At 66.9% G+C, this 16,926-nt stretch carries 16 protein-coding genes and 2 riboswitches; of the genes, 10 read left to right on the top strand and 6 right to left on the bottom strand.

Annotation, left to right across the window (positions count from 1 at the left end; genetic code table 11):
• Nucleotides 1-66: 66 nt before the first annotated feature.
• Nucleotides 67-1,086 (top strand): ketol-acid reductoisomerase, encoded by a 1,020-nt coding sequence (gene ilvC / locus ACFQ4G_RS05765; RefSeq protein ID WP_238204589.1) that lies wholly within the window; start codon nucleotides 67-69, stop codon nucleotides 1,084-1,086.
• A gap of 216 nt (nucleotides 1,087-1,302) precedes the next feature.
• Entirely contained in the window at nucleotides 1,303-1,956 is a 654-nt protein-coding gene (locus ACFQ4G_RS05770; protein ID WP_238204591.1) for a pyridoxamine 5'-phosphate oxidase family protein, read from the top strand.
• 147 nt (nucleotides 1,957-2,103) lie between these two features.
• Here the strand turns inward: ACFQ4G_RS05770 and tam are convergent, their stop codons facing one another.
• Together tam and trpS are read right to left on the bottom strand one after the other, a co-directional pair.
• Entirely contained in the window at nucleotides 2,104-2,886 is a 783-nt protein-coding gene (gene tam / locus ACFQ4G_RS05775) for a trans-aconitate 2-methyltransferase (protein ID WP_238204593.1), read from the bottom strand.
• 100 nt (nucleotides 2,887-2,986) lie between these two features.
• Nucleotides 2,987-4,057, bottom strand: a complete 1,071-nt coding sequence (trpS, locus tag ACFQ4G_RS05780) for a tryptophan--tRNA ligase (protein WP_238204595.1) — start codon at nucleotides 4,055-4,057, stop codon at nucleotides 2,987-2,989.
• Nucleotides 4,058-4,270: 213 nt separating this feature from the next.
• Here trpS and ACFQ4G_RS05785 point away from each other — a divergent pair, with 213 nt between their 5' ends.
• Together ACFQ4G_RS05785 and ACFQ4G_RS05790 are read left to right on the top strand one after the other, a co-directional pair.
• The gene (locus tag ACFQ4G_RS05785; protein ID WP_238204597.1) at nucleotides 4,271-4,528 is read left to right on the top strand and encodes a type II toxin-antitoxin system Phd/YefM family antitoxin; all 258 of its coding nucleotides are present in this window, start codon (nucleotides 4,271-4,273) and stop codon (nucleotides 4,526-4,528) included.
• Entirely contained in the window at nucleotides 4,518-4,802 is a 285-nt protein-coding gene (locus tag ACFQ4G_RS05790) for a type II toxin-antitoxin system RelE family toxin (protein WP_238204599.1), read from the top strand. The genes ACFQ4G_RS05785 and ACFQ4G_RS05790 overlap by 11 nt, the downstream gene beginning before the upstream one ends.
• Before the next feature lie 55 nt (nucleotides 4,803-4,857).
• On the opposite strand, the gene ACFQ4G_RS05795 is transcribed toward ACFQ4G_RS05790, so the two are convergent.
• Nucleotides 4,858-5,619, bottom strand: a complete 762-nt coding sequence (locus tag ACFQ4G_RS05795) for an endonuclease III domain-containing protein (protein ID WP_238204601.1) — start codon at nucleotides 5,617-5,619, stop codon at nucleotides 4,858-4,860.
• A gap of 133 nt (nucleotides 5,620-5,752) precedes the next feature.
• A riboswitch (glycine riboswitch) is annotated at nucleotides 5,753-5,867 on the top strand.
• A 1-nt stretch (nucleotide 5,868) separates the two neighbouring features.
• A riboswitch (glycine riboswitch) is annotated at nucleotides 5,869-5,964 on the top strand.
• Nucleotides 5,965-6,020: 56 nt separating this feature from the next.
• On the opposite strand from ACFQ4G_RS05795, the gene gcvT reads away from it, so the two are divergent.
• The 3 genes from gcvT (at nucleotide 6,021) to gcvP (ending at nucleotide 10,584) form a co-directional block, all read left to right on the top strand.
• On the top strand, nucleotides 6,021-7,151 hold the full coding sequence (gcvT, locus tag ACFQ4G_RS05800; RefSeq protein WP_238204602.1) for a glycine cleavage system aminomethyltransferase GcvT: 1,131 nt from the start codon (nucleotides 6,021-6,023) through the stop codon (nucleotides 7,149-7,151).
• Between the two features lie 49 nt (nucleotides 7,152-7,200).
• The gene (gene gcvH, locus ACFQ4G_RS05805; protein ID WP_238204604.1) at nucleotides 7,201-7,563 is read left to right on the top strand and encodes a glycine cleavage system protein GcvH; all 363 of its coding nucleotides are present in this window, start codon (nucleotides 7,201-7,203) and stop codon (nucleotides 7,561-7,563) included.
• A gap of 174 nt (nucleotides 7,564-7,737) precedes the next feature.
• Entirely contained in the window at nucleotides 7,738-10,584 is a 2,847-nt protein-coding gene (gene gcvP, locus ACFQ4G_RS05810; protein ID WP_238204606.1) for an aminomethyl-transferring glycine dehydrogenase, read from the top strand.
• A gap of 101 nt (nucleotides 10,585-10,685) precedes the next feature.
• Here the strand turns inward: gcvP and ACFQ4G_RS05815 are convergent, their stop codons facing one another.
• Entirely contained in the window at nucleotides 10,686-11,225 is a 540-nt protein-coding gene (locus tag ACFQ4G_RS05815; protein ID WP_238204608.1) for a helix-turn-helix domain-containing protein, read from the bottom strand.
• Nucleotides 11,226-11,571: 346 nt separating this feature from the next.
• Nucleotides 11,572-12,573 (bottom strand): helix-turn-helix domain-containing protein, encoded by a 1,002-nt coding sequence (locus tag ACFQ4G_RS05820; RefSeq protein WP_238204610.1) that lies wholly within the window; start codon nucleotides 12,571-12,573, stop codon nucleotides 11,572-11,574.
• Between the two features lie 333 nt (nucleotides 12,574-12,906).
• On the opposite strand from ACFQ4G_RS05820, the gene ACFQ4G_RS05825 reads away from it, so the two are divergent.
• Entirely contained in the window at nucleotides 12,907-13,464 is a 558-nt protein-coding gene (locus ACFQ4G_RS05825) for a methylated-DNA--[protein]-cysteine S-methyltransferase (RefSeq protein ID WP_238204612.1), read from the top strand.
• Nucleotides 13,465-13,472: 8 nt separating this feature from the next.
• On the opposite strand, the gene ACFQ4G_RS05830 is transcribed toward ACFQ4G_RS05825, so the two are convergent.
• Nucleotides 13,473-14,183 carry a GyrI-like domain-containing protein gene (locus ACFQ4G_RS05830; RefSeq protein WP_238204615.1) on the bottom strand — a complete coding sequence of 237 codons (711 nt, stop codon included), beginning with the start codon at nucleotides 14,181-14,183 and terminating at the stop codon, nucleotides 13,473-13,475.
• Between the two features lie 254 nt (nucleotides 14,184-14,437).
• Between ACFQ4G_RS05830 and dapF the strand changes: the two genes are divergently transcribed.
• Nucleotides 14,438-15,325 carry a diaminopimelate epimerase gene (gene dapF, locus ACFQ4G_RS05835; RefSeq protein ID WP_238204619.1) on the top strand — a complete coding sequence of 296 codons (888 nt, stop codon included), beginning with the start codon at nucleotides 14,438-14,440 and terminating at the stop codon, nucleotides 15,323-15,325.
• Nucleotides 15,326-15,549: 224 nt separating this feature from the next.
• A complete protein-coding gene (gene mtaB, locus ACFQ4G_RS05840; protein ID WP_238204627.1) occupies nucleotides 15,550-16,797 on the top strand; it encodes a tRNA (N(6)-L-threonylcarbamoyladenosine(37)-C(2))-methylthiotransferase MtaB in 1,248 nt (415 codons plus the stop codon).
• Nucleotides 16,798-16,926 lie beyond the last annotated feature (129 nt).

Below are 16,926 nucleotides of genomic sequence, written 5' to 3' on the forward strand. Positions count from 1 at the left end.
GCGGATGTCGTTTCAGATGAGGGCGCCGGGGCGCACTCATGTCTAAACATAAGAGAAGGTACCGCCATGCGGGTCTATTACGATCGTGACGCCGACCTCAACCTGATCAAGGGCAAGAAGGTCGTCATCGTCGGCTACGGCAGCCAGGGCCATGCCCATGCGCTCAACCTGCGCGATTCGGGCGTGAAGGGCATCGTCATCGCCCTGCGCGAGGGTTCGGCCACCGCCAAGAAGGCGGAGCACGAGGGCTTCACGGTGATGAACGTCGCCGACGCCGCAAAGCAGGCCGACGTCGTCATGATGCTCACCCCCGACGAGTTGCAGGGCGACATCTACAAGGAATCGCTCGAGCCGAACATGAAGCAGGGTGCCGCCCTCCTGTTCGCGCACGGCCTCAACGTCCACTTCAACCTGATCGAGCCGAGAGCGGATCTCGACGTGCTCATGGTCGCTCCGAAGGGCCCCGGCCACACCGTGCGCGGCGAGTACCTCAAGGGCGGCGGCGTGCCGACCCTGATCGCCATTGCCCAGGACGCGTCCGGCAACGCCCACGACCTCGGCCTGTCCTACGCTTCGGCCAATGGCGGCGGCCGCGCCGGCATCATCGAGACCACCTTCAAGGAAGAGTGCGAGACCGACCTGTTCGGCGAGCAGGCCGTGCTCTGCGGCGGCCTCGTCGAGCTCATCAAGGCCGGCTTTGAGACCCTCGTCGAGGGCGGCTACGCCCCCGAGATGGCCTATTTCGAGTGCCTGCACGAGGTGAAGCTCATCGTCGACCTCATCTACGAGGGCGGCATCGCCAACATGAACTACTCGATCTCGAACACCGCCGAGTACGGCGAGTACGTCACCGGCCCGCGCATCGTGACGCCGGAGACCAAGGCCGAGATGAAGCGCGTCCTCAACGACATCCAGTCGGGCAAGTTCACCCGCGACTGGATGCTGGAGAACAAGGTCGGCCAGACCTCGTTCAAGGCCACCCGCGCCAAGCTCGCCGCCCACCCGATCGAGGAAGTCGGCGCCAAGCTGCGCGGCATGATGCCTTGGATCTCCGAGAAGGCCCTCGTCGACAAAGCCAAGAATTAATTTGCGATTGGGAGGCCGGCTTCGCTCGGCCTCCGATTGCGGAAGATGCCGGCGTCGCGAAAGCGGCGCCGGCTTTTTCGTGCTCGGATCGCCGACGCGCGTGCCTCACCGAGCCGATCGCCGCGTCGGGCGCCTGTTGAACTCGGACAGCTTTCCCACGATCATGCACGGCAACGGCCGCCCACCTCGAGAGCGGCCGAAAAGCGGAGGACCACCATGGCATCGCTCTACTATGACGCGCATCGCGCGCTGCAGGAGGAGTACAACACCGTCAAGCTCGCCGAGCGCCTGGATACAGGCTGGGTCCAGGAGCGGATCGGCGAGAACGAGGCCACCTTCATCGGCAGCCGAGACATGTTCTTCCTCTCCACCGTCGATCCGGACGGCATGCCGACCGTCTCATACAAGGGCGGCAGCCCCGGCTTCGTGAAGGTGGTGGACGACAACACGCTCGTTTTCCCCGGCTTCGACGGCAACGGCATGTGGTACTCGATGGGCAATATCGAGGGTCAGTCCAAGGTCGGTCTGCTGTTCATCGATTTCGAGACCCCGCACCGGGTCCGCGTCCAGGGCCATGCCCGGATGCTGCGCGACGATCCGCTGATGGCCGAATACACCGAGGCCAAGTATCTCGTGAAGATCGAGGTGACGAAGGCCTGGGTCAATTGCCCGCGCTACATCCACAAGTACCAGAAGGTGGCGCAGAACAGGTACGTGCCGACCCCCGACAAGGAGACGCCGCTGGCCCTGTGGAAGCGCCTCGACATGGTCGGCGACGTGATCTCGGACGAGGACAAGGCGAGGGTCGAGAAGGAAGGCCAGCTCGCCCTGCCGGAATACGAGGCACGGGTAGCGCGCGGCGAGAGCTGAAGCCCGGCCGACCACAGTCCCGGCCATCGCATCCGGGGCGGTGCACTAAGCAGGTTCGCGTGGCAAGCCAACGCTTCACCTCGCTTAGGCCCGTGAAGTATCGCAGGTTTTAGGACGCAGAACCGGCGACCACTTTTGCGAACCTGCTTAGTCCGCCCGGCGGGCGACGATGAAGACCCGCGGGAAGGCGAGGAGGCGTCGCCCCCCGGCACGGGGCGGATAAGCGGCATCAATCGCCGTCGCATAGGCGGCGAGGAACGCGGCCGTGTCCTCGGAGTCCAGCGGGTCGAGGAAGGGCCGGAGCCCGGTGGCCCTGACCCACTCGACGATGGCGGCGGTATCCGCCATCGGGTGGTGGTAGGCGGTGCGCCAGACATCCACCTCGGCGGCGAGCGGCGCCAGCAGGTCGTAATAGCCGGCCGGATCCAGCATCCGCCCGAGCCGCCCAGCCACGGCCGGGTCGCCGATGGCCCCGGCCCAGGGATCGGCACCGGCGACTTCGCGCATCAGGCGGTGCGAGGGCTCGGCAAGGTTGTCGGGCATCTGCACGGCGAGCACGCCGCCGGGTGCCAGAAGGCCGAGGAGCCGAGGCAGGAGCACCGGATGGTCGGGCAGCCATTGCAGCACGGCATTGGCGTAGATCATGTCAGGCGCCCGCTCGGGGATCCAGGTCGCCGCATCGGCCAGCGCGAAGGCAAGGCCGGGCAAGCGACTGCGCGCACGCTCCAGCATCGCCGGCGAGGTGTCGAGGCCGATCACCTCCGCCTTGGGAAAGCGCGCGGCGATGAGCGCGGTGGAATTGCCGGGCCCGCAGCCGAGATCGTAGACAAGGCGTGGGGCTTCGAGAGGCACACGGGCCAAGAGCTCGGCCGCCGGACGGGTGCGCTCGTCCTCGAAGCGGGTGTAGAGGGCGGGGTTCCAATCGGCCATCGTGGGTTTCCCCTATCGCGGGGGACCGGCGAATGATCGCCCCGGCGTCCTATAAGTCATCGTCGATCCGCACGCGTCTCGCCGACGCGCGCGGGGTCCCTCACGATACCGTCCGCAACCGCGGCCCGCGGCGGACGAAGCCGACGATGTCCTTGACCGCGTCGAGGGTGGGAGCCGCGATGGCCTCGGCCCGCTCGGAGCCGTCGGCGAGGACGGAATCGATGTAGTCCGTATCGCCCACGAGGCGCTTCATCTCGGAGCCGATCGGCGCCAGGACCTCCACCGCCAGTTCCACCAGGGCGCCCTTGAAGGCCGAGAACTGCGCGCCGCCGTAATCGGCGAGCACGTCGTCACGCGTCACGCCCTTCAGCGCCGCGAAGATGCCGACCAGGTTGTCGGCCTCGGGACGTCCGGCGAGACCCGCGATCTCGGAGGGCAAGGGCTCAGGGTCGGTCTTGGCCTTGCGCACCTTGTTGGCGATGGCATCCGCCTCGTCGGTGAGGTTGATGCGCGAATTGTCGGACGCGTCCGATTTCGACATCTTCTTGGTGCCGTCGCGAAGCGACATGACACGGGCGGCAGGGCCGCCGATCAGCGGTTCGGTGATGGGGAAGAAGCCGGCGCCGTCATCGAAACCATGGGCCGCGATCGACCCCGCGAAGTCGTTGTTGAACTTCTGGGCGATGTCGCGGGTCAGTTCGAGGTGCTGCTTCTGGTCCTCGCCCACCGGCACGTGGGTGGCGCGATAGGCCAGGATGTCGGCGGCCATCAGCACCGGATAGGCGTAGAGCCCGATCGAGGCGTTCTCGCGGTCCTTGCCGGCCTTGTCCTTGAACTGGGTCATGCGGTTGAGCCAGCCGAGGCGGGCGACGCAGTTGAAGATCCAGGCGAGCTCGGCATGCGCCGCCACCTGGCTCTGGTTGAAGACGATGCTCCGCTTCGGGTCGATGCCGGCGGCGAGGAACGCGGCCGTGACCTCGCGGATCTGGCCCTTCAGCGCAGCCGGGTCCTGCCACAGCGTGATCGCGTGCATGTCGACGACGCAGTAGAGGCACTGCGCGTCGCGCTCCTGCATTTCCACGAAGCGCTTGATGGCACCGAGATAATTGCCGAGATGCAGGTTGCCCGTGGGCTGGACGCCCGAGAACACGAGTTCTGTGAACGCGGTCATCGCGCGTGGTCCCTATGCGTGATGGCGAGGAAGAAGGCGGCGCTCGGATTGGGCTACCGGCGCTTGCGTTCTGAACGGCTCACCAAAGGCGGTCAAGGTCCTTGACATGTCGGCAAAGGCCGCAACGAACACCAAAAAAATCGAATTCGTGTACGGAATTTGGTATTGTATTATGATCGCCTCGACCGTCCCAGGGAGGCGGTGAGGTGGTGAATGGAAGCTCAGCTGCAAAGTGTCATGGCCGATGTGGCCGTGAGCGTGTCGGAGTTGAAGAAGAGTCCGACATCGGTGATGAACCGTGCCGACGGAGCGCCCGTGGCGATCCTGAACCACAACCGCGTCATGGGCTACATGGTCCCACCGGAGACCTTCGAGGCCATGATGGAAGCCATCGACGACGACGTGCTGGCGGCGATCGTGAAAGCCCGCGCCGGGGAAGTGCCCGTGCGGGTCACTCTGGATGCCCTTTGAGCTTCAGTTCCTGCCGTCCGCGCTCAAGGAGTGGCACAAGCTCGGCGAGACGCTCCGGGCCCAGTTCAAGAAGAAGTTGGCGGAGCGTCTGCTGACCCCGAGGGTCGAAGCGGACAAGCTCCGCGATGCTGACCTGAAGGATTGCTACAAGATCGAGCTAAGGGCGTCAGGCTATCGGCTGGTTTACCGCGTCGACGACACCGAGATCACAGTGACGGTGGTGGCGGTCGGAAAGCGGGAGCGAAGCGCGGTGTACGGAGCCGCGAAGCGGTAGCTCCGCCGAGGACGATCCGCTGCGCCGCGAGGGCATCCTCCCGCTCCTGCCCAAGCTAACTCCGCTCCCGTTTCTGCCCGGTGGGGCACAGATCGAGCAACACGCAGCGCCCGCAGGCGGGATTGCGGTGATGGCACACGGCCTGTCCGTGCAGCATCAGGATTTCGTGGTTGTCGTAGAGAGCCTGCGCGCTCCAATCCGCGGGCAATTGCGCCCGCAGGATCGGGTGCGACGGACCGACATCGACCTTCGCGCCGATGAGGCCGGTGCGCTGCGCGACACGATGATGGTGGCTGTCGACGGGAAGCGCCGCCATCCGCAGGATGCTGAACGAGAGCACCGCCGCGCTGGTCTTCGGCCCGATCCCGGGGATCGCCTCGAGCCAGGCGCGCGCCGTATCCACCTCCATATCCCGGAGGAAGTTGAGGGACAGCGAGCCGTGGCGTTCGGCAACTGCGGCGAGGACCGCCCGGATACGCGGCGCCTTCAGTTCGGGCCAAGTCACGCCGGAAATCGTCGCCTCGATCTCCTCCACCCGAGCCTCGACGACCTCGGCCCAGTCCGGGAAACGCGCCCGCAGGGCCTTGAAGGCACGGCCGGAATCCGCGTTCCGGGTGCGGTGGGAGAGGAGCGAGGAGACGAGCTCGCTCAAGGGGTCGAGGCTGTGGAAATAGGGGATCGGACAGCCGTAGACCGGGCAGAGCCGATGGTGGACCTCCAGCGCCTTGTCCGTCAGACTCGCGTCGGCGAGGGAAGCGGAACGCTTGGTCTGCCGGGGGCGAGGGCCAGCGAGGTCGTGCCCGGATGCGATGGTCATATCGGGCGAATCCGCGACGAGTCCCGCCGGTTCCGCGTGCTCCCGCGACTGTCGGGTGCGACACAGAATCGTGCCTTTGAAACCCGCAGCCTTGCGCCACCCCGGCCGACGTGACACCTTGTGACGGTCAGCAAATGACGATGCGGGAGAGCCCAGACACGTCCGAGACCTTCACGTCCTGGACTGTCATGGCGCCGACGGAGCAACCACCCCCGGAAACTCTCAGGCACAATCACCGTATCGTTTTGACAATCTGGAGAGAGGCGCCTTCGCGGTGCCCACCGAAGGAGAAATCCCGGTCCCCTCGCGGGTCGGGAGAAGCTCTCAGGTAACCGTGACAGATGGGGGCAACCGGACCACTCGATCGAGTGTCCGGGGACACTCTGTCATGGGACGACCAGATGCCGCTCGACGCTTCCAGCACGCCGCTTCACGCGCTCCACCTGCGCCATGGCGCGCGCATGGTGCCATTCGCGGGCTACGCCCTTCCGCTGCATTATCCGGCCGGCCTGATCGCCGAACATCTTCATACCCGCAAGGCCGCGGGTCTGTTCGACGTGTCGCATATGGGCCAGATCCGGCTGAGGGCAGGCCCTGGCGGCATGGCGGAGCTCGCTTGTGCCCTCGAAACGCTCCTTCCCATCGATGTACTGGGGCTGGCACCGGGCCGGCAGCGCTACGGCTTCCTCACCGATGAGGCCGGCGGCATCCTTGACGATCTCATGGTCGCGCGGCTCGACGACAGCCTGATCCTCGTCGTCAACGCCGCGAACAAGGTGGCCGACGAGGCCTATCTCCGCGCCCATCTCACCGGCCTGTGCGAGATCACGGTGCTGCCCCGCGCGCTCCTCGCCCTCCAGGGACCGCTGGCGGAGCACGCCCTGGCGCGGTTCGCTCCTGAGACCGCCGGGATGCGCTTCCTCGACGTGCGGGTCGTCGACATCCTCGGAGCCTCCGCCATCGTCAGCCGCTCCGGCTATACCGGCGAGGACGGGTTCGAGATCTCGCTCCCCGAAGAGGCGACGGATGCCGTGGCCGAAGCCCTGCTGCAGGACGGGGACGTGGAGCCGGTGGGCCTCGGTGCCCGCGATTCCCTGCGACTGGAGGCCGGCCTGTGCTTGCACGGCGCCGACATCGATCCCGGCACCAGCCCGGTGGAAGCGGGTCTGACCTGGGCGATCCAGCCGGTCCGTCGCAAGGGCGGCGCGCGGGCGGGAGGGTTTCCCGGCGCCGAGCGCATCCTCGCGGAGATCGTTGACGGTCCCGCATCGCGGCGCGTCGGCCTGCTGCCGGAAGGACCGACACCGGTGCGCGGAGGCGCCGCGCTCTTTGCCGAGGAAGCCGGCGAAAGCATCGGCCGCGTCACCTCCGGCGGCTTCGCACCAAGGCTCAAGGCGCCCATCGCCATGGGCTATGTGCCCGTCGCCCTGTCCGAGCCCGGTACCCGCCTCTTCGCGGAGGTGCGGGGCCGACGCCTGCCGGTCTCGGTCGCGGCGCTTCCGTTCGTGCCGGCGCGCTTCAAGCGCGTTTGAGCCCGACCTTCGATCCCCTTCAAGATCCTCATATTCTTCGGAGCGCATCATGCTGAGATTCACGGACGAGCACGAGTGGCTGGCCCTCGACGGCGAGGTCGCCACGGTGGGCATCACCACCCATGCGGCCGAGCAGCTCGGAGACCTCGTCTTCGTCGAACTGCCCAAGGTCGGCGCCAAGCTGGTGAAGGGTGAGGCGGCGGCGGTGGTCGAGTCGGTCAAGGCCGCCTCCGACGTCTTCGCGCCGATCTCGGGCGAGGTGACGGAGGTCAACGAGGCCGCAATCGCCGATCCGGCCAGCGTCGGCACCGACCCGCAGGGTGCCGGCTGGCTCTACCGCGTCCGTCTCGACGACGTCTCGGCCCTGGACGGGCTGATGGACGAGGCCGCCTACGCTGAATTCACGAAGTAGCGCTCGATCCACCCTCTCCCCTCTGCGGGAGAGGGTGCCTGCGGAGCAGGCGGGAGAGGGGGCGACCTCTCCGGAACCGGTGCTCCCTTCTCCCGACCCGCATTCGCGGGCCACCCTCTCCCGCAGAGGGAAGAGGGACGCGCACAGCCGTCAATTGCACCTCCGAGGCCCATCATGCCCAACGACCGCTACGATCCCTACGATTTCGCCAACCGCCGCCATATCGGCCCGACCGCCGGCGAGATCGAAGCCATGCTCGCCGTGGTCGGCGCGCCGACGTTGCACGGTCTCGTCGACGAGACATTGCCGGCGGACATCCGGCAGGCGGAACGCATCGATTTCGGCACGTCCCTCACCGAGCGCCGGGTGCTGGAACACATGCGCGGCATCGCCGACAAGAACCGGCTCCTCGTCTCGCTGATCGGGCAGGGCTATCACGGCACCACGATGCCGCCGGCAATCCAGCGCAACATCTTCGAGAATCCGGCCTGGTACACGGCCTATTCGCCCTACCAGCCGGAGATCAGCCAGGGCCGGCTCGAAGCGCTGCTGAACTTCCAGACCCTGGTCTGCGATCTCACCGGCCTCGACATCGCCAACGCCTCGCTCCTCGACGAGGCGACCGCCGCGGCGGAGGCCATGGGCATGGCCTCGCGCATCGCCGGCAACGGCAAGACGGCGTTCTTCGTCGACGCGGAATGCCTGCCCCAGACCATCGCCGTCCTGAAGACCCGCGCGGCGCCGCTCGGCTGGACCATCGTCGTCGGCGACCCGGCGACGGACCTCGATCCGGCTGAGGTCTTCGGCGCGATCTTCCAGTATCCCGGCGTCTGCGGCGCCATCCACGATGTTTCCGAGATCATCGCCCGCCTGCACGCGGCCGGGGCCGTAGCGGTGATGGCGGCCGACCCGCTGGCGCTCACCCTCCTCAAGCCTCCAGGCGAAATGGGCGCCGACATCGCCATCGGCTCGATGCAGCGCTACGGCGTGCCGATGGGCTATGGCGGGCCGCACGCGGCCTACCTCTCCACCCGCGATGCGCACAAGCGCACCCTGCCGGGCCGTCTCGTGGGCGTCTCCGTCGATGCCCGCGGAAACCGCGCCTACCGTCTCTCCCTGCAGACCCGCGAGCAGCATATCCGCCGCGAGAAGGCGACCTCGAACATCTGCACCGCGCAGGTGCTGCTCGCGGTCATCGCCGGGATGTACGCGGTGTTCCACGGGCCGCGCGGATTGAAGGCCATCGCCGCGCGGGTCCATCGCGACGCGGTTCGCCTCGCCGAAGGCCTCGAAACCCTCGGCTTCGCCGTCGAGCCGAAGACCTTCTTCGACACGATCACCGTAGAGGTCGGCGCCTTCCAGGGTCTGATCCTGCAGAACGCGGTGAAGAACGGCGTCAACCTGCGGAAAGTGGGCGCGGACCGCATCGGCATCACGGTCGACGAACGAACCCGGCCAGACATCGTCCAGGCGGTATGGCGTGCCTTCGGCGGAGAGCATCTGACCTACGACGACGCCTGGCCGGCCCAGCGCCTGCCGGAGGCGAATCTCCGCACCTCCGCCTATCTGACCCACCCCATCTTCCACATGAACCGCGCCGAGAGCGAGATGACGCGCTACATGCGCCGCCTCGCCGACCGCGACCTGGCGCTGGACCGGGCGATGATCCCGCTCGGCTCGTGCACGATGAAGCTCAACGCCACCGCCGAGATGCTGCCGATCTCCTGGCCGGAATTCGCGGAGATCCACCCCTTCGTGCCGGCCGACCAAGCCGAGGGCTACCAGGAACTCCTGCGCGACTTCTCCGAAAAACTCTGCGCCATCACCGGCTACGACGCGATCTCGATGCAGCCGAATTCCGGCGCGCAGGGCGAATATGCCGGCTTGCTCGCCATCCGCGCCTATCACTTCTCGCGGGGGGAGGGGCATCGCACAATCTGCCTGATCCCGTCCTCCGCCCACGGCACCAACCCGGCCTCGGCCCAGATGTGCGGCATGAGCGTCGTCGTGGTCGGCGCGGATCAGCACGGCAACATCGATGTGGAGGATTTCCGCCGGAAAGCCGAGCTGCATTCCGAAAAACTCGCCGCCTGCATGATCACCTATCCGTCGACGCACGGGGTGTTCGAGGTGCGGGTCCGCGAGATCTGCGACATCGTCCATGCCCATGGCGGCCAGGTCTATCTCGACGGCGCCAACCTCAACGCCATGGTTGGCCTGGCGCGCCCCGGCGATATCGGCGCCGATGTCAGCCATCTCAACCTGCACAAGACCTTCTGCATCCCGCATGGCGGCGGCGGCCCCGGCATGGGCCCGATCGGCGTCAAGGCTCACCTGATCCCGTTCCTGCCCTCCGACCCACGGACGGGCGAGGAAGGTGCGGTCTCGGCCGCTCCCTACGGCTCGGCCTCGATCCTGCCGATCTCGTGGAGCTACTGCCTGCTCATGGGCGGGCGCGGCCTGACGCAGGCGACCCGCATCGCCATCCTCAACGCCAATTACATCGCGAGCCGGCTGAAGGGCGCCTATCCGGTGCTCTATGCCGGAGCGCAGGGCCGCGTGGCGCATGAATGCATCATCGACGTCCGGCCCTTCCAGAAATCGGCCGGGATCGGCGTCGAGGACATCGCCAAGCGCCTGATCGATTGTGGCTTCCATCCGCCGACCATGTCCTGGCCGGTGGCCGGCACCCTGATGATCGAGCCGACAGAATCCGAGACCAAGGGTGAGATCGACCGGTTCTGCGACGCCATGCTGGCGATCCGCGAGGAGATCCGTGCCATCGAGGAAGGGAGGATGGATCGGGCCAACAACCCGCTGAAACACGCGCCGCACACGGTGCAGGATCTGATCGGACCCTGGGAGCGGCCCTATTCCCGCGAGGCGGCCTGCTTCCCGTCCGGAAGTCTCCGGATGGACAAGTACTGGCCGCCGATCAACCGCGTGGACAACGCCTACGGCGACCGCAACCTCGTCTGTTCCTGCCCGCCTGTGGATGCCTATGGCGAGGCGGCGGAGTAGCGGCGCCACGGGCGGCCGGCCGAGAGGCGGCTCGGCCGTTCATGCGGGCAGGTCGAACCAATGGACCGATCCTCCATGGAGGCCATGTCGGCCAACAATTCTCACGCGGTGCGGTCGCGAACGGGATCGGTCGCTTTCGCCACAGCGATCGTGCCGTCGTCGAGCGTGAGAAAGCGTATGCCGCCAATCCGCAGAGTGGCGACGGTCAGGCGATAGCTCTGCATCGTCACGTTCAGCGGCTCCTGCTCGACGCGCTTGATCGTCGAGAGAGACAATCCGCTTTTCAGGGCAAGATCGGACATGGACCAGCCCAGCAATACCCGCGCGGCCCGCAGATGATCGACGGTCAGGATGCCGGCCCCGGCATCTCCGCGGATCGAGATCGACGACTGTCTTGCCAACGCTTTGTAGGGCGGCGAGACGACGAACTGGTCGAGATGTTGCCGTGCAACGTTCTCGAGATCGGCAGACCTGTCGATGTCCACCGACGCGATCGGTGCGTCCGTGGACTCGGCCGGTCGTGATTCGGCCGGTCGTGATTCGGCATTGTCGGTGAAAGCGCGCGGCGTAAAGCCCTTACGGCGGTTCAGCCAGTCGAGCCAAGCAAGAGGCGGTTCAGCATACGGCATTGAATGGCACATGCGGCTTCATCATCGATAGACATCCCACTACGCAGGTGCCGAAACGAGGTAGGAACGGCGTGATGAGGCCAGACATACCATCGGCAAACAGACGACATGCACTTTCTAGTTACGTGAACTTGTCCGCCGTCGCCGCGCGAATAGGATTTCTTAGGAATTTATACTTTATATAATCGCTACAACAAGCATGTGTGTCAAATTTGCGCAATATAGATACTGTTCTGCGTGATATCGATAGAACACCGGACGCCGGATAGAGTATCGGCGCCGCACGGATCCCCAAACGGGCGAGGCCTCGCTCCCGGGATGCGACGTCTCCCTCCGCATCTCGTCGCAGCCTCACAGATCATGCGGAGTGACGGCTGCCCTGCCGTGTTTCCTTGGGCGCGCGGCCGTACAGGCGGCGGTAGCGCTGTCCGAAATCGCCCATATGGACGAAGCCCCAGCTCCGCGCGATGTCGGCGATGGACAGGGTACTCTTGGCGGACGACATCAGATCAAGATGCGCTTTCGCCAAACGCCGATCGATGATGAACTGCACCGGCGTTAATCCGATCTCCCGGCGGAACTTGTCCTGGAGCGAGCGGACGCTGATCCCGGCCGCCGCCGCGACATCGGCCAGGACCAGGGCATTCGACAGGTTCGCCTCGATATAGTCGAGCGCCGCCCGGAGGCTGCGGGATGGAACGTCCCGCGTTCCGGAACGCGGGGACGCGATGCGCCTGGGCCAAGCCGAGAGGAGCTGATAGGTCAGGACCTCGCGGGCCAGCGGAAAGATCAGGTCGTCGTGCCGATCGATTCCCTGGATGCGACGCTGAACCTGTTGCAGAGACAGGAACAGGGCTTTCATGCCGGGCGTCGCGACCTCGGCGAGAGGTGCCAGCAACGGCAAACCGCGATCGTCGCCGCCCGTGAGCGCCTCGTTGGCGGCCATCAGGGTATCGACCGCGAAGGTCCCGCTGATCGCACTGAACGCGTTCGAGGCATGGACCTCGCGCAGATCGTCGAAATCGACGAGCGTGGCGTGTGTGGGCAAGCCGTCGATGTTGCCGGAGCGGCGCCGATAGACGATGTGCCCGCTCGACACGAACCGGATCGTGATGAGGCGCGCATCGAACTTCGGTTTGGTGACGAAACCACTGCTCGAACGGGTCTCCCAGAGGCTCAGTGTCTCGCTTTGGCTCCCGGCGATCGCGATGTTGGGCGAGACCGAGCGCATGGTATCGAAGTTGACCGCGATGCCGCCGCGGTCGTTGAACACCTGGAGCTGTCGAAGCGACGCGATGTTGGCGACGAACCGACCCTGGGGGCGCCAGATGGCCGGTTCGGGACGCGGATGACCGGTCATCGTGCCTGCCTGGAATTCTGCCTATCGCCGACGGGTCGACTGCCGATCTCATACCAGGGTGGGAAACTCAAGAATTGTGATCGACCAAGACGGACTTTCCCGTCATTCGTCGGCCAACCCGTCGCCGCTACACCAGAATAAACCGTGGAGGATGAGCGCCGCGCACATAACCTTGAGTTGATTTTCGGATATTATAGTTGCATTCGCATCATCAGATGCGCGAATGACCGCTTCAAGCATTCTCGCGCATTGCCTGTGACGCAAACGACCTTCCACGATCTGTTCCTGTCGTGGAATGTGAGGCGGCACGGATTTCGGCGACGAGGGTCGGCAATGCCTGGAACGCGCTATACGATCCTGTCGACCCCCATCGGTCCACTCGTTCTCGCCGGCGCGGACGAGCGACTGGCTTGCATCGGCTTTCCCAGCGGAAAGGGCGCGGTGACGCCGGGGATGGACTGGCACCGCGACGATGCGGCCTTCGCGCAGGCGCGGACGCAGCTCGGCGCCTATTTCGACGGACGCCTGACCCGGTTCGATCTCGCACTCGCCCCGCGCGGCACGCCGTTCCAGCATGAGGTCTGGCGGGCGCTCACCGAGATCCCGCCCGGTGAGACGATCTCCTACGGCGAGCTCGCCCGCAGAATCGGACGGCCGGGCGCCAGCCGGGCCGTGGGCGCGGCCAACGGCGCGAACCCACTGCCCATCGTCGTGCCCTGCCATCGGGTCATCGGCGCCGGCGGGGCGCTCACGGGCTTTGCCGGAGGCCTCGACACGAAGCGCTTCCTTCTCACGCTGGAACGTGGCCAGGACTCCGAAATTCAAGGCTCCGAAATCCAGAACGCCGAAATCCAGGACACCAAGCCGGCCGAACAGCTTCGACTGCTATAGGCCCCCGCCTATTTCGGCAGCGCGTAGATGTTCACGTCGAGCTTCTCGTCCGCCTTGTCGTTGAGGTCGGTGACGTATTCCTCGATGAAGCGGTCCTGGACCACCACGTCCTTGGCGTCGAGATAGGCGGTCAGCGTCTCGTAGGTGCCGTCGATCTCGTCGTAGGAACCCTTGTGCGGGAAGCGCAGGGCCTTACCGCTGGGGGTGGTGCCGAAGCGCAGGCCGCCGGTCTCGGCGGGCTTCGGGTCCGGCATGGATGCGATGGGGATCATCGCCTCGAACTGGAAACCGTCATCGTCGGTCTTGGCGAAGACGGCGAGCGGCCGGCCGGTTGGAGTGATCCCGTCTTTGGCGAGCGCCTCCTCGATCTTCGCGAAGGCGGCCTTCAGCGCTGGCACCGCCTCCTCCCAGCTCGCCCGTCCGGCGAGGATCGCGGCGGGCTTCGGCGGCAGGGAGACCTCGTCCACGTCATTGGCGTCGCCGGGGGTCTCCACCAGGGTCTGGCGCAGCGGTCCGGCCGGAATCGGCGGCGCGCCGGGGAGCGCCTGGGTCGGAACCGGACGGGAGGGCGCATCCGGGGCGGGATTGGCCGGATCGGGCGCTGTCGTCGTCGGCAGGGGATTGGTGGTCGCGGGCGAGGCCGGCTCCTGCGCGAGGGCCGAGGAAACCGCCAGGATGGCGGCGAGGCTGACGAGCGGCAATGGACGATGACGGGTCAAGGCAACGCTCCGGGCTCGCACGCCGCGACGAATCGCACGGCTGTGTCGCGCATTCTGCAAGGTAGGGACGAAGCCGCCCGGCGGCGAGGCGCGGGGCGCGTTTGCGCGCAGGAACGTGACCGGCGCGGCCCTTGTGCAACGCTCCCTTGATCCAGCGCCGCGTGCGCGGCCCCGCGCTTTGCCCTATATGCGGTGGTCGCTCGGAAGATGACCTTCCGAGCGCTCCCCCAGACGGCCACGAAACGCTGACGATCATGACGAGGCTCGCCAACCGACGGTTCCTGAAGATGCACGGGGCGGGCAACGCCATCGTGGTGCTGGACCTGCGCGGCACGGAATTGGTTGTGAGTGCCGAAGAGGCCCGAGCCATCGCCCGTCACCACCGCTCGGGCTTCGACCAGCTCATGGTCATTCACGACCCGCGCAGCCCCGGCACCGACGCCTTCCTGCGCATCTACAACACAGACGGGACGGAAGCCGGCGCCTGCGGCAACGGCACGCGCTGCGTCGCCTACGCCATGCTCGACGACCCTGCCATGGCGCGGCCGGCCGAGAGCGGCAGCCTGACCCTGGAGACCAGGGCCGGGCTCGTCGGCGTGAAGCGCGAGGCGCAGGCCTCCTTCACCGTCGATATGGGCCGGCCGCGCCTGAAGTGGGACGAGATCCCGCTTGCCGAGCCGTTCCCGGACACGCGACGGATCGAACTCCAGATCGGCCCGATCGATGCGCCCGTCCTGCATTCGCCGGGCGCGGTGAACATGGGCAATCCCCACGCGGTATTCTTCGTCGAGCGCGATCCCGACGGCTACGACCTTTCCCGCATCGGCCCGATGCTGGAGAACCACCCGATCTTTCCCGATCGCGCCAACATCTCCCTCGCGCAGGTGACGGGTCCGGAGACGATCAAGCTCCGGGTCTGGGAGCGCGGCGCCGGGCTGACGCTGGCCTGCGGCACCGCCGCCTGCGCGGCATTGGTCGCGGCCTCGCGCCTGCGCATGATCAGCCGCCACGCCACGGTGAGCCTGCCAGGCGGCGACCTCGTCATCGAGTGGCGCGCCGATGACCACGTGCTGATGACCGGCCCCGTGGCACTCGAATGGGAAGGCTTCCTGCCCACCGCGATCTTCGAGCGCATGGACTGAATGGCCGTCGTTATGACCACCCGCGCCATCTTTCCCGGACACCCGAAGGGTGATCCGGGATCCAGTCCAGAACGCGCCGCGTCGGCGGCCCCCTCGATGCGGAGCACGGTTTCGGCGCTTCGCGACGTTCCTTGCTGGGCCCCGGATCGGGCTTCGCTTCGCTTCGCCCGGCCGGGGAAGGGGTGCGGCGACGAACGCCGCCTCTCCTCTGGGCCCTTCGCCTGATGGCCATCGAAACCCTGACCTTCGGCTGCCGCCTCAACACGGTGGAATCCGAAGTGATGCGCCGCCATGCCGAGGTGGCGGGAGCCGGTGGCGACCTCGTCCTCGTCAATACCTGCGCCGTCACCGCGGAAGCTGGGCGGCAGGCCCGCAAGGCGATCCGCAAGCTCGCCCGCGAACGGCCGGACGCCGAGATCGTCGTCACAGGCTGCGGCGCACAGGTGGAGACGCAGGCCTATTCCGCCATGCCCGAAGTGGCGCGGATCGTCGGCAACGATGCCAAGACCCGGGCCGAGACCTGGACACCTGCGCCGACGGCGCGTCCGCGCCTCGGCATCGACGACATCATGGCGGTACGCGACGCCGCGCCGACGCGGTTCGCCTCGATCGCCGGGCATACCCGCGCCTTCGTGCCGGTGCAGAACGGCTGCGACCATCGCTGCACCTTCTGCATCATCCCCTTCGGCCGGGGAAACTCGCGCTCGGTGCCACTGGCCGACGCGGTCGATCAGGTCCGCCGCATCGTCGACCATGGCGGGCGCGAGGTGGTGCTCACCGGCGTCGATCTCACCGCCTATGGCCGGGATCTTGCCGAAGGCTTGAGCCTCGGACGATTGGTCCAGGCCATCCTGCGAGACGTGCCGGACCTCGCGCGCCTGCGCCTCTCCTCGATCGATTCCATCGAGGCCGACGCGGCGCTGATGGATGCGATCGCCGGCGAGGCACGGCTCATGCCGCATCTCCACCTCTCGCTCCAGGCCGGCGACGACGTGATCCTCAAGCGGATGAAGCGGCGGCACGGCCGCGCCGACGCGATCCGTTTCTGCGACGACGTACGGCGCCTGCGCCCAAACGCCGTCTTCGGCGCCGATCTCATCGCCGGCTTTCCCACCGAGACGGAGGAACAGTTCACCCGCTCCCTCGATCTCGTGGCCGAATGCGGCCTGACCCATCTCCACGTCTTTCCCTACTCGCCGCGCCCGGACACGCCCGCCGCGCGGATGCCGCCCGTCCCCGGAGACGTGATCCGCGAACGCGCCGCCCGTCTCCGTGAAGCGGGAGCGGCGGCGCTGACGGCGCATCTCGCGGGAGAGGTCGGCCGGACCCACCGCGTGCTCACCGAGCGCGGCGGAATGGGGCGCACGGAAGGGTTCACGCCGGTCCGGCTGGCGGCGGATACGTCTCCGGGCGAATTGCGCGACGTGGCGATCGCCGGACATGACGGCAGGGTGCTGATCGCGGCGGAGTAACCCTCCCCCCTCTGTGGGGGAGGGTGGTCGCGAAGCGGCCGGGAGAGGGGCAGCGCGACATCCGGCACCGTGACTCCCCTCATCCGACCCGCCAACGCGGGTCACCTCCTCCCGCAGAGGGGGACAATG

The sequence above is a fragment of the Methylobacterium marchantiae genome, assembly GCF_042679825.1.
Lineage (GTDB): Bacteria > Pseudomonadota > Alphaproteobacteria > Rhizobiales > Beijerinckiaceae > Methylobacterium > Methylobacterium marchantiae.

Excerpts from the sequence above, each read along its gene's own strand:
- ilvC (WP_238204589.1), top strand. The coding sequence starts at position 67 with ATGCGGGTCTATTACGATCGTGACGCCGACCTCAACCTGATCAAGGGC.
- ACFQ4G_RS05770 (WP_238204591.1), top strand. The coding sequence starts at position 1,303 with ATGGCATCGCTCTACTATGACGCGCATCGCGCGCTGCAGGAGGAGTAC.
- tam (WP_238204593.1), bottom strand. The coding sequence starts at position 2,886 with ATGGCCGATTGGAACCCCGCCCTCTACACCCGCTTCGAGGACGAGCGC.
- trpS (WP_238204595.1), bottom strand. The coding sequence starts at position 4,057 with ATGACCGCGTTCACAGAACTCGTGTTCTCGGGCGTCCAGCCCACGGGC.
- ACFQ4G_RS05785 (WP_238204597.1), top strand. The coding sequence starts at position 4,271 with ATGGAAGCTCAGCTGCAAAGTGTCATGGCCGATGTGGCCGTGAGCGTG.
- ACFQ4G_RS05790 (WP_238204599.1), top strand. The coding sequence starts at position 4,518 with ATGCCCTTTGAGCTTCAGTTCCTGCCGTCCGCGCTCAAGGAGTGGCAC.
- ACFQ4G_RS05795 (WP_238204601.1), bottom strand. The coding sequence starts at position 5,619 with ATGACCATCGCATCCGGGCACGACCTCGCTGGCCCTCGCCCCCGGCAG.
- gcvT (WP_238204602.1), top strand. The coding sequence starts at position 6,021 with ATGCCGCTCGACGCTTCCAGCACGCCGCTTCACGCGCTCCACCTGCGC.
- gcvH (WP_238204604.1), top strand. The coding sequence starts at position 7,201 with ATGCTGAGATTCACGGACGAGCACGAGTGGCTGGCCCTCGACGGCGAG.
- gcvP (WP_238204606.1), top strand. The coding sequence starts at position 7,738 with ATGCCCAACGACCGCTACGATCCCTACGATTTCGCCAACCGCCGCCAT.
- ACFQ4G_RS05815 (WP_238204608.1), bottom strand. The coding sequence starts at position 11,225 with ATGTGCCATTCAATGCCGTATGCTGAACCGCCTCTTGCTTGGCTCGAC.
- ACFQ4G_RS05820 (WP_238204610.1), bottom strand. The coding sequence starts at position 12,573 with ATGACCGGTCATCCGCGTCCCGAACCGGCCATCTGGCGCCCCCAGGGT.
- ACFQ4G_RS05825 (WP_238204612.1), top strand. The coding sequence starts at position 12,907 with ATGCCTGGAACGCGCTATACGATCCTGTCGACCCCCATCGGTCCACTC.
- dapF (WP_238204619.1), top strand. The coding sequence starts at position 14,438 with ATGACGAGGCTCGCCAACCGACGGTTCCTGAAGATGCACGGGGCGGGC.
- mtaB (WP_238204627.1), top strand. The coding sequence starts at position 15,550 with ATGGCCATCGAAACCCTGACCTTCGGCTGCCGCCTCAACACGGTGGAA.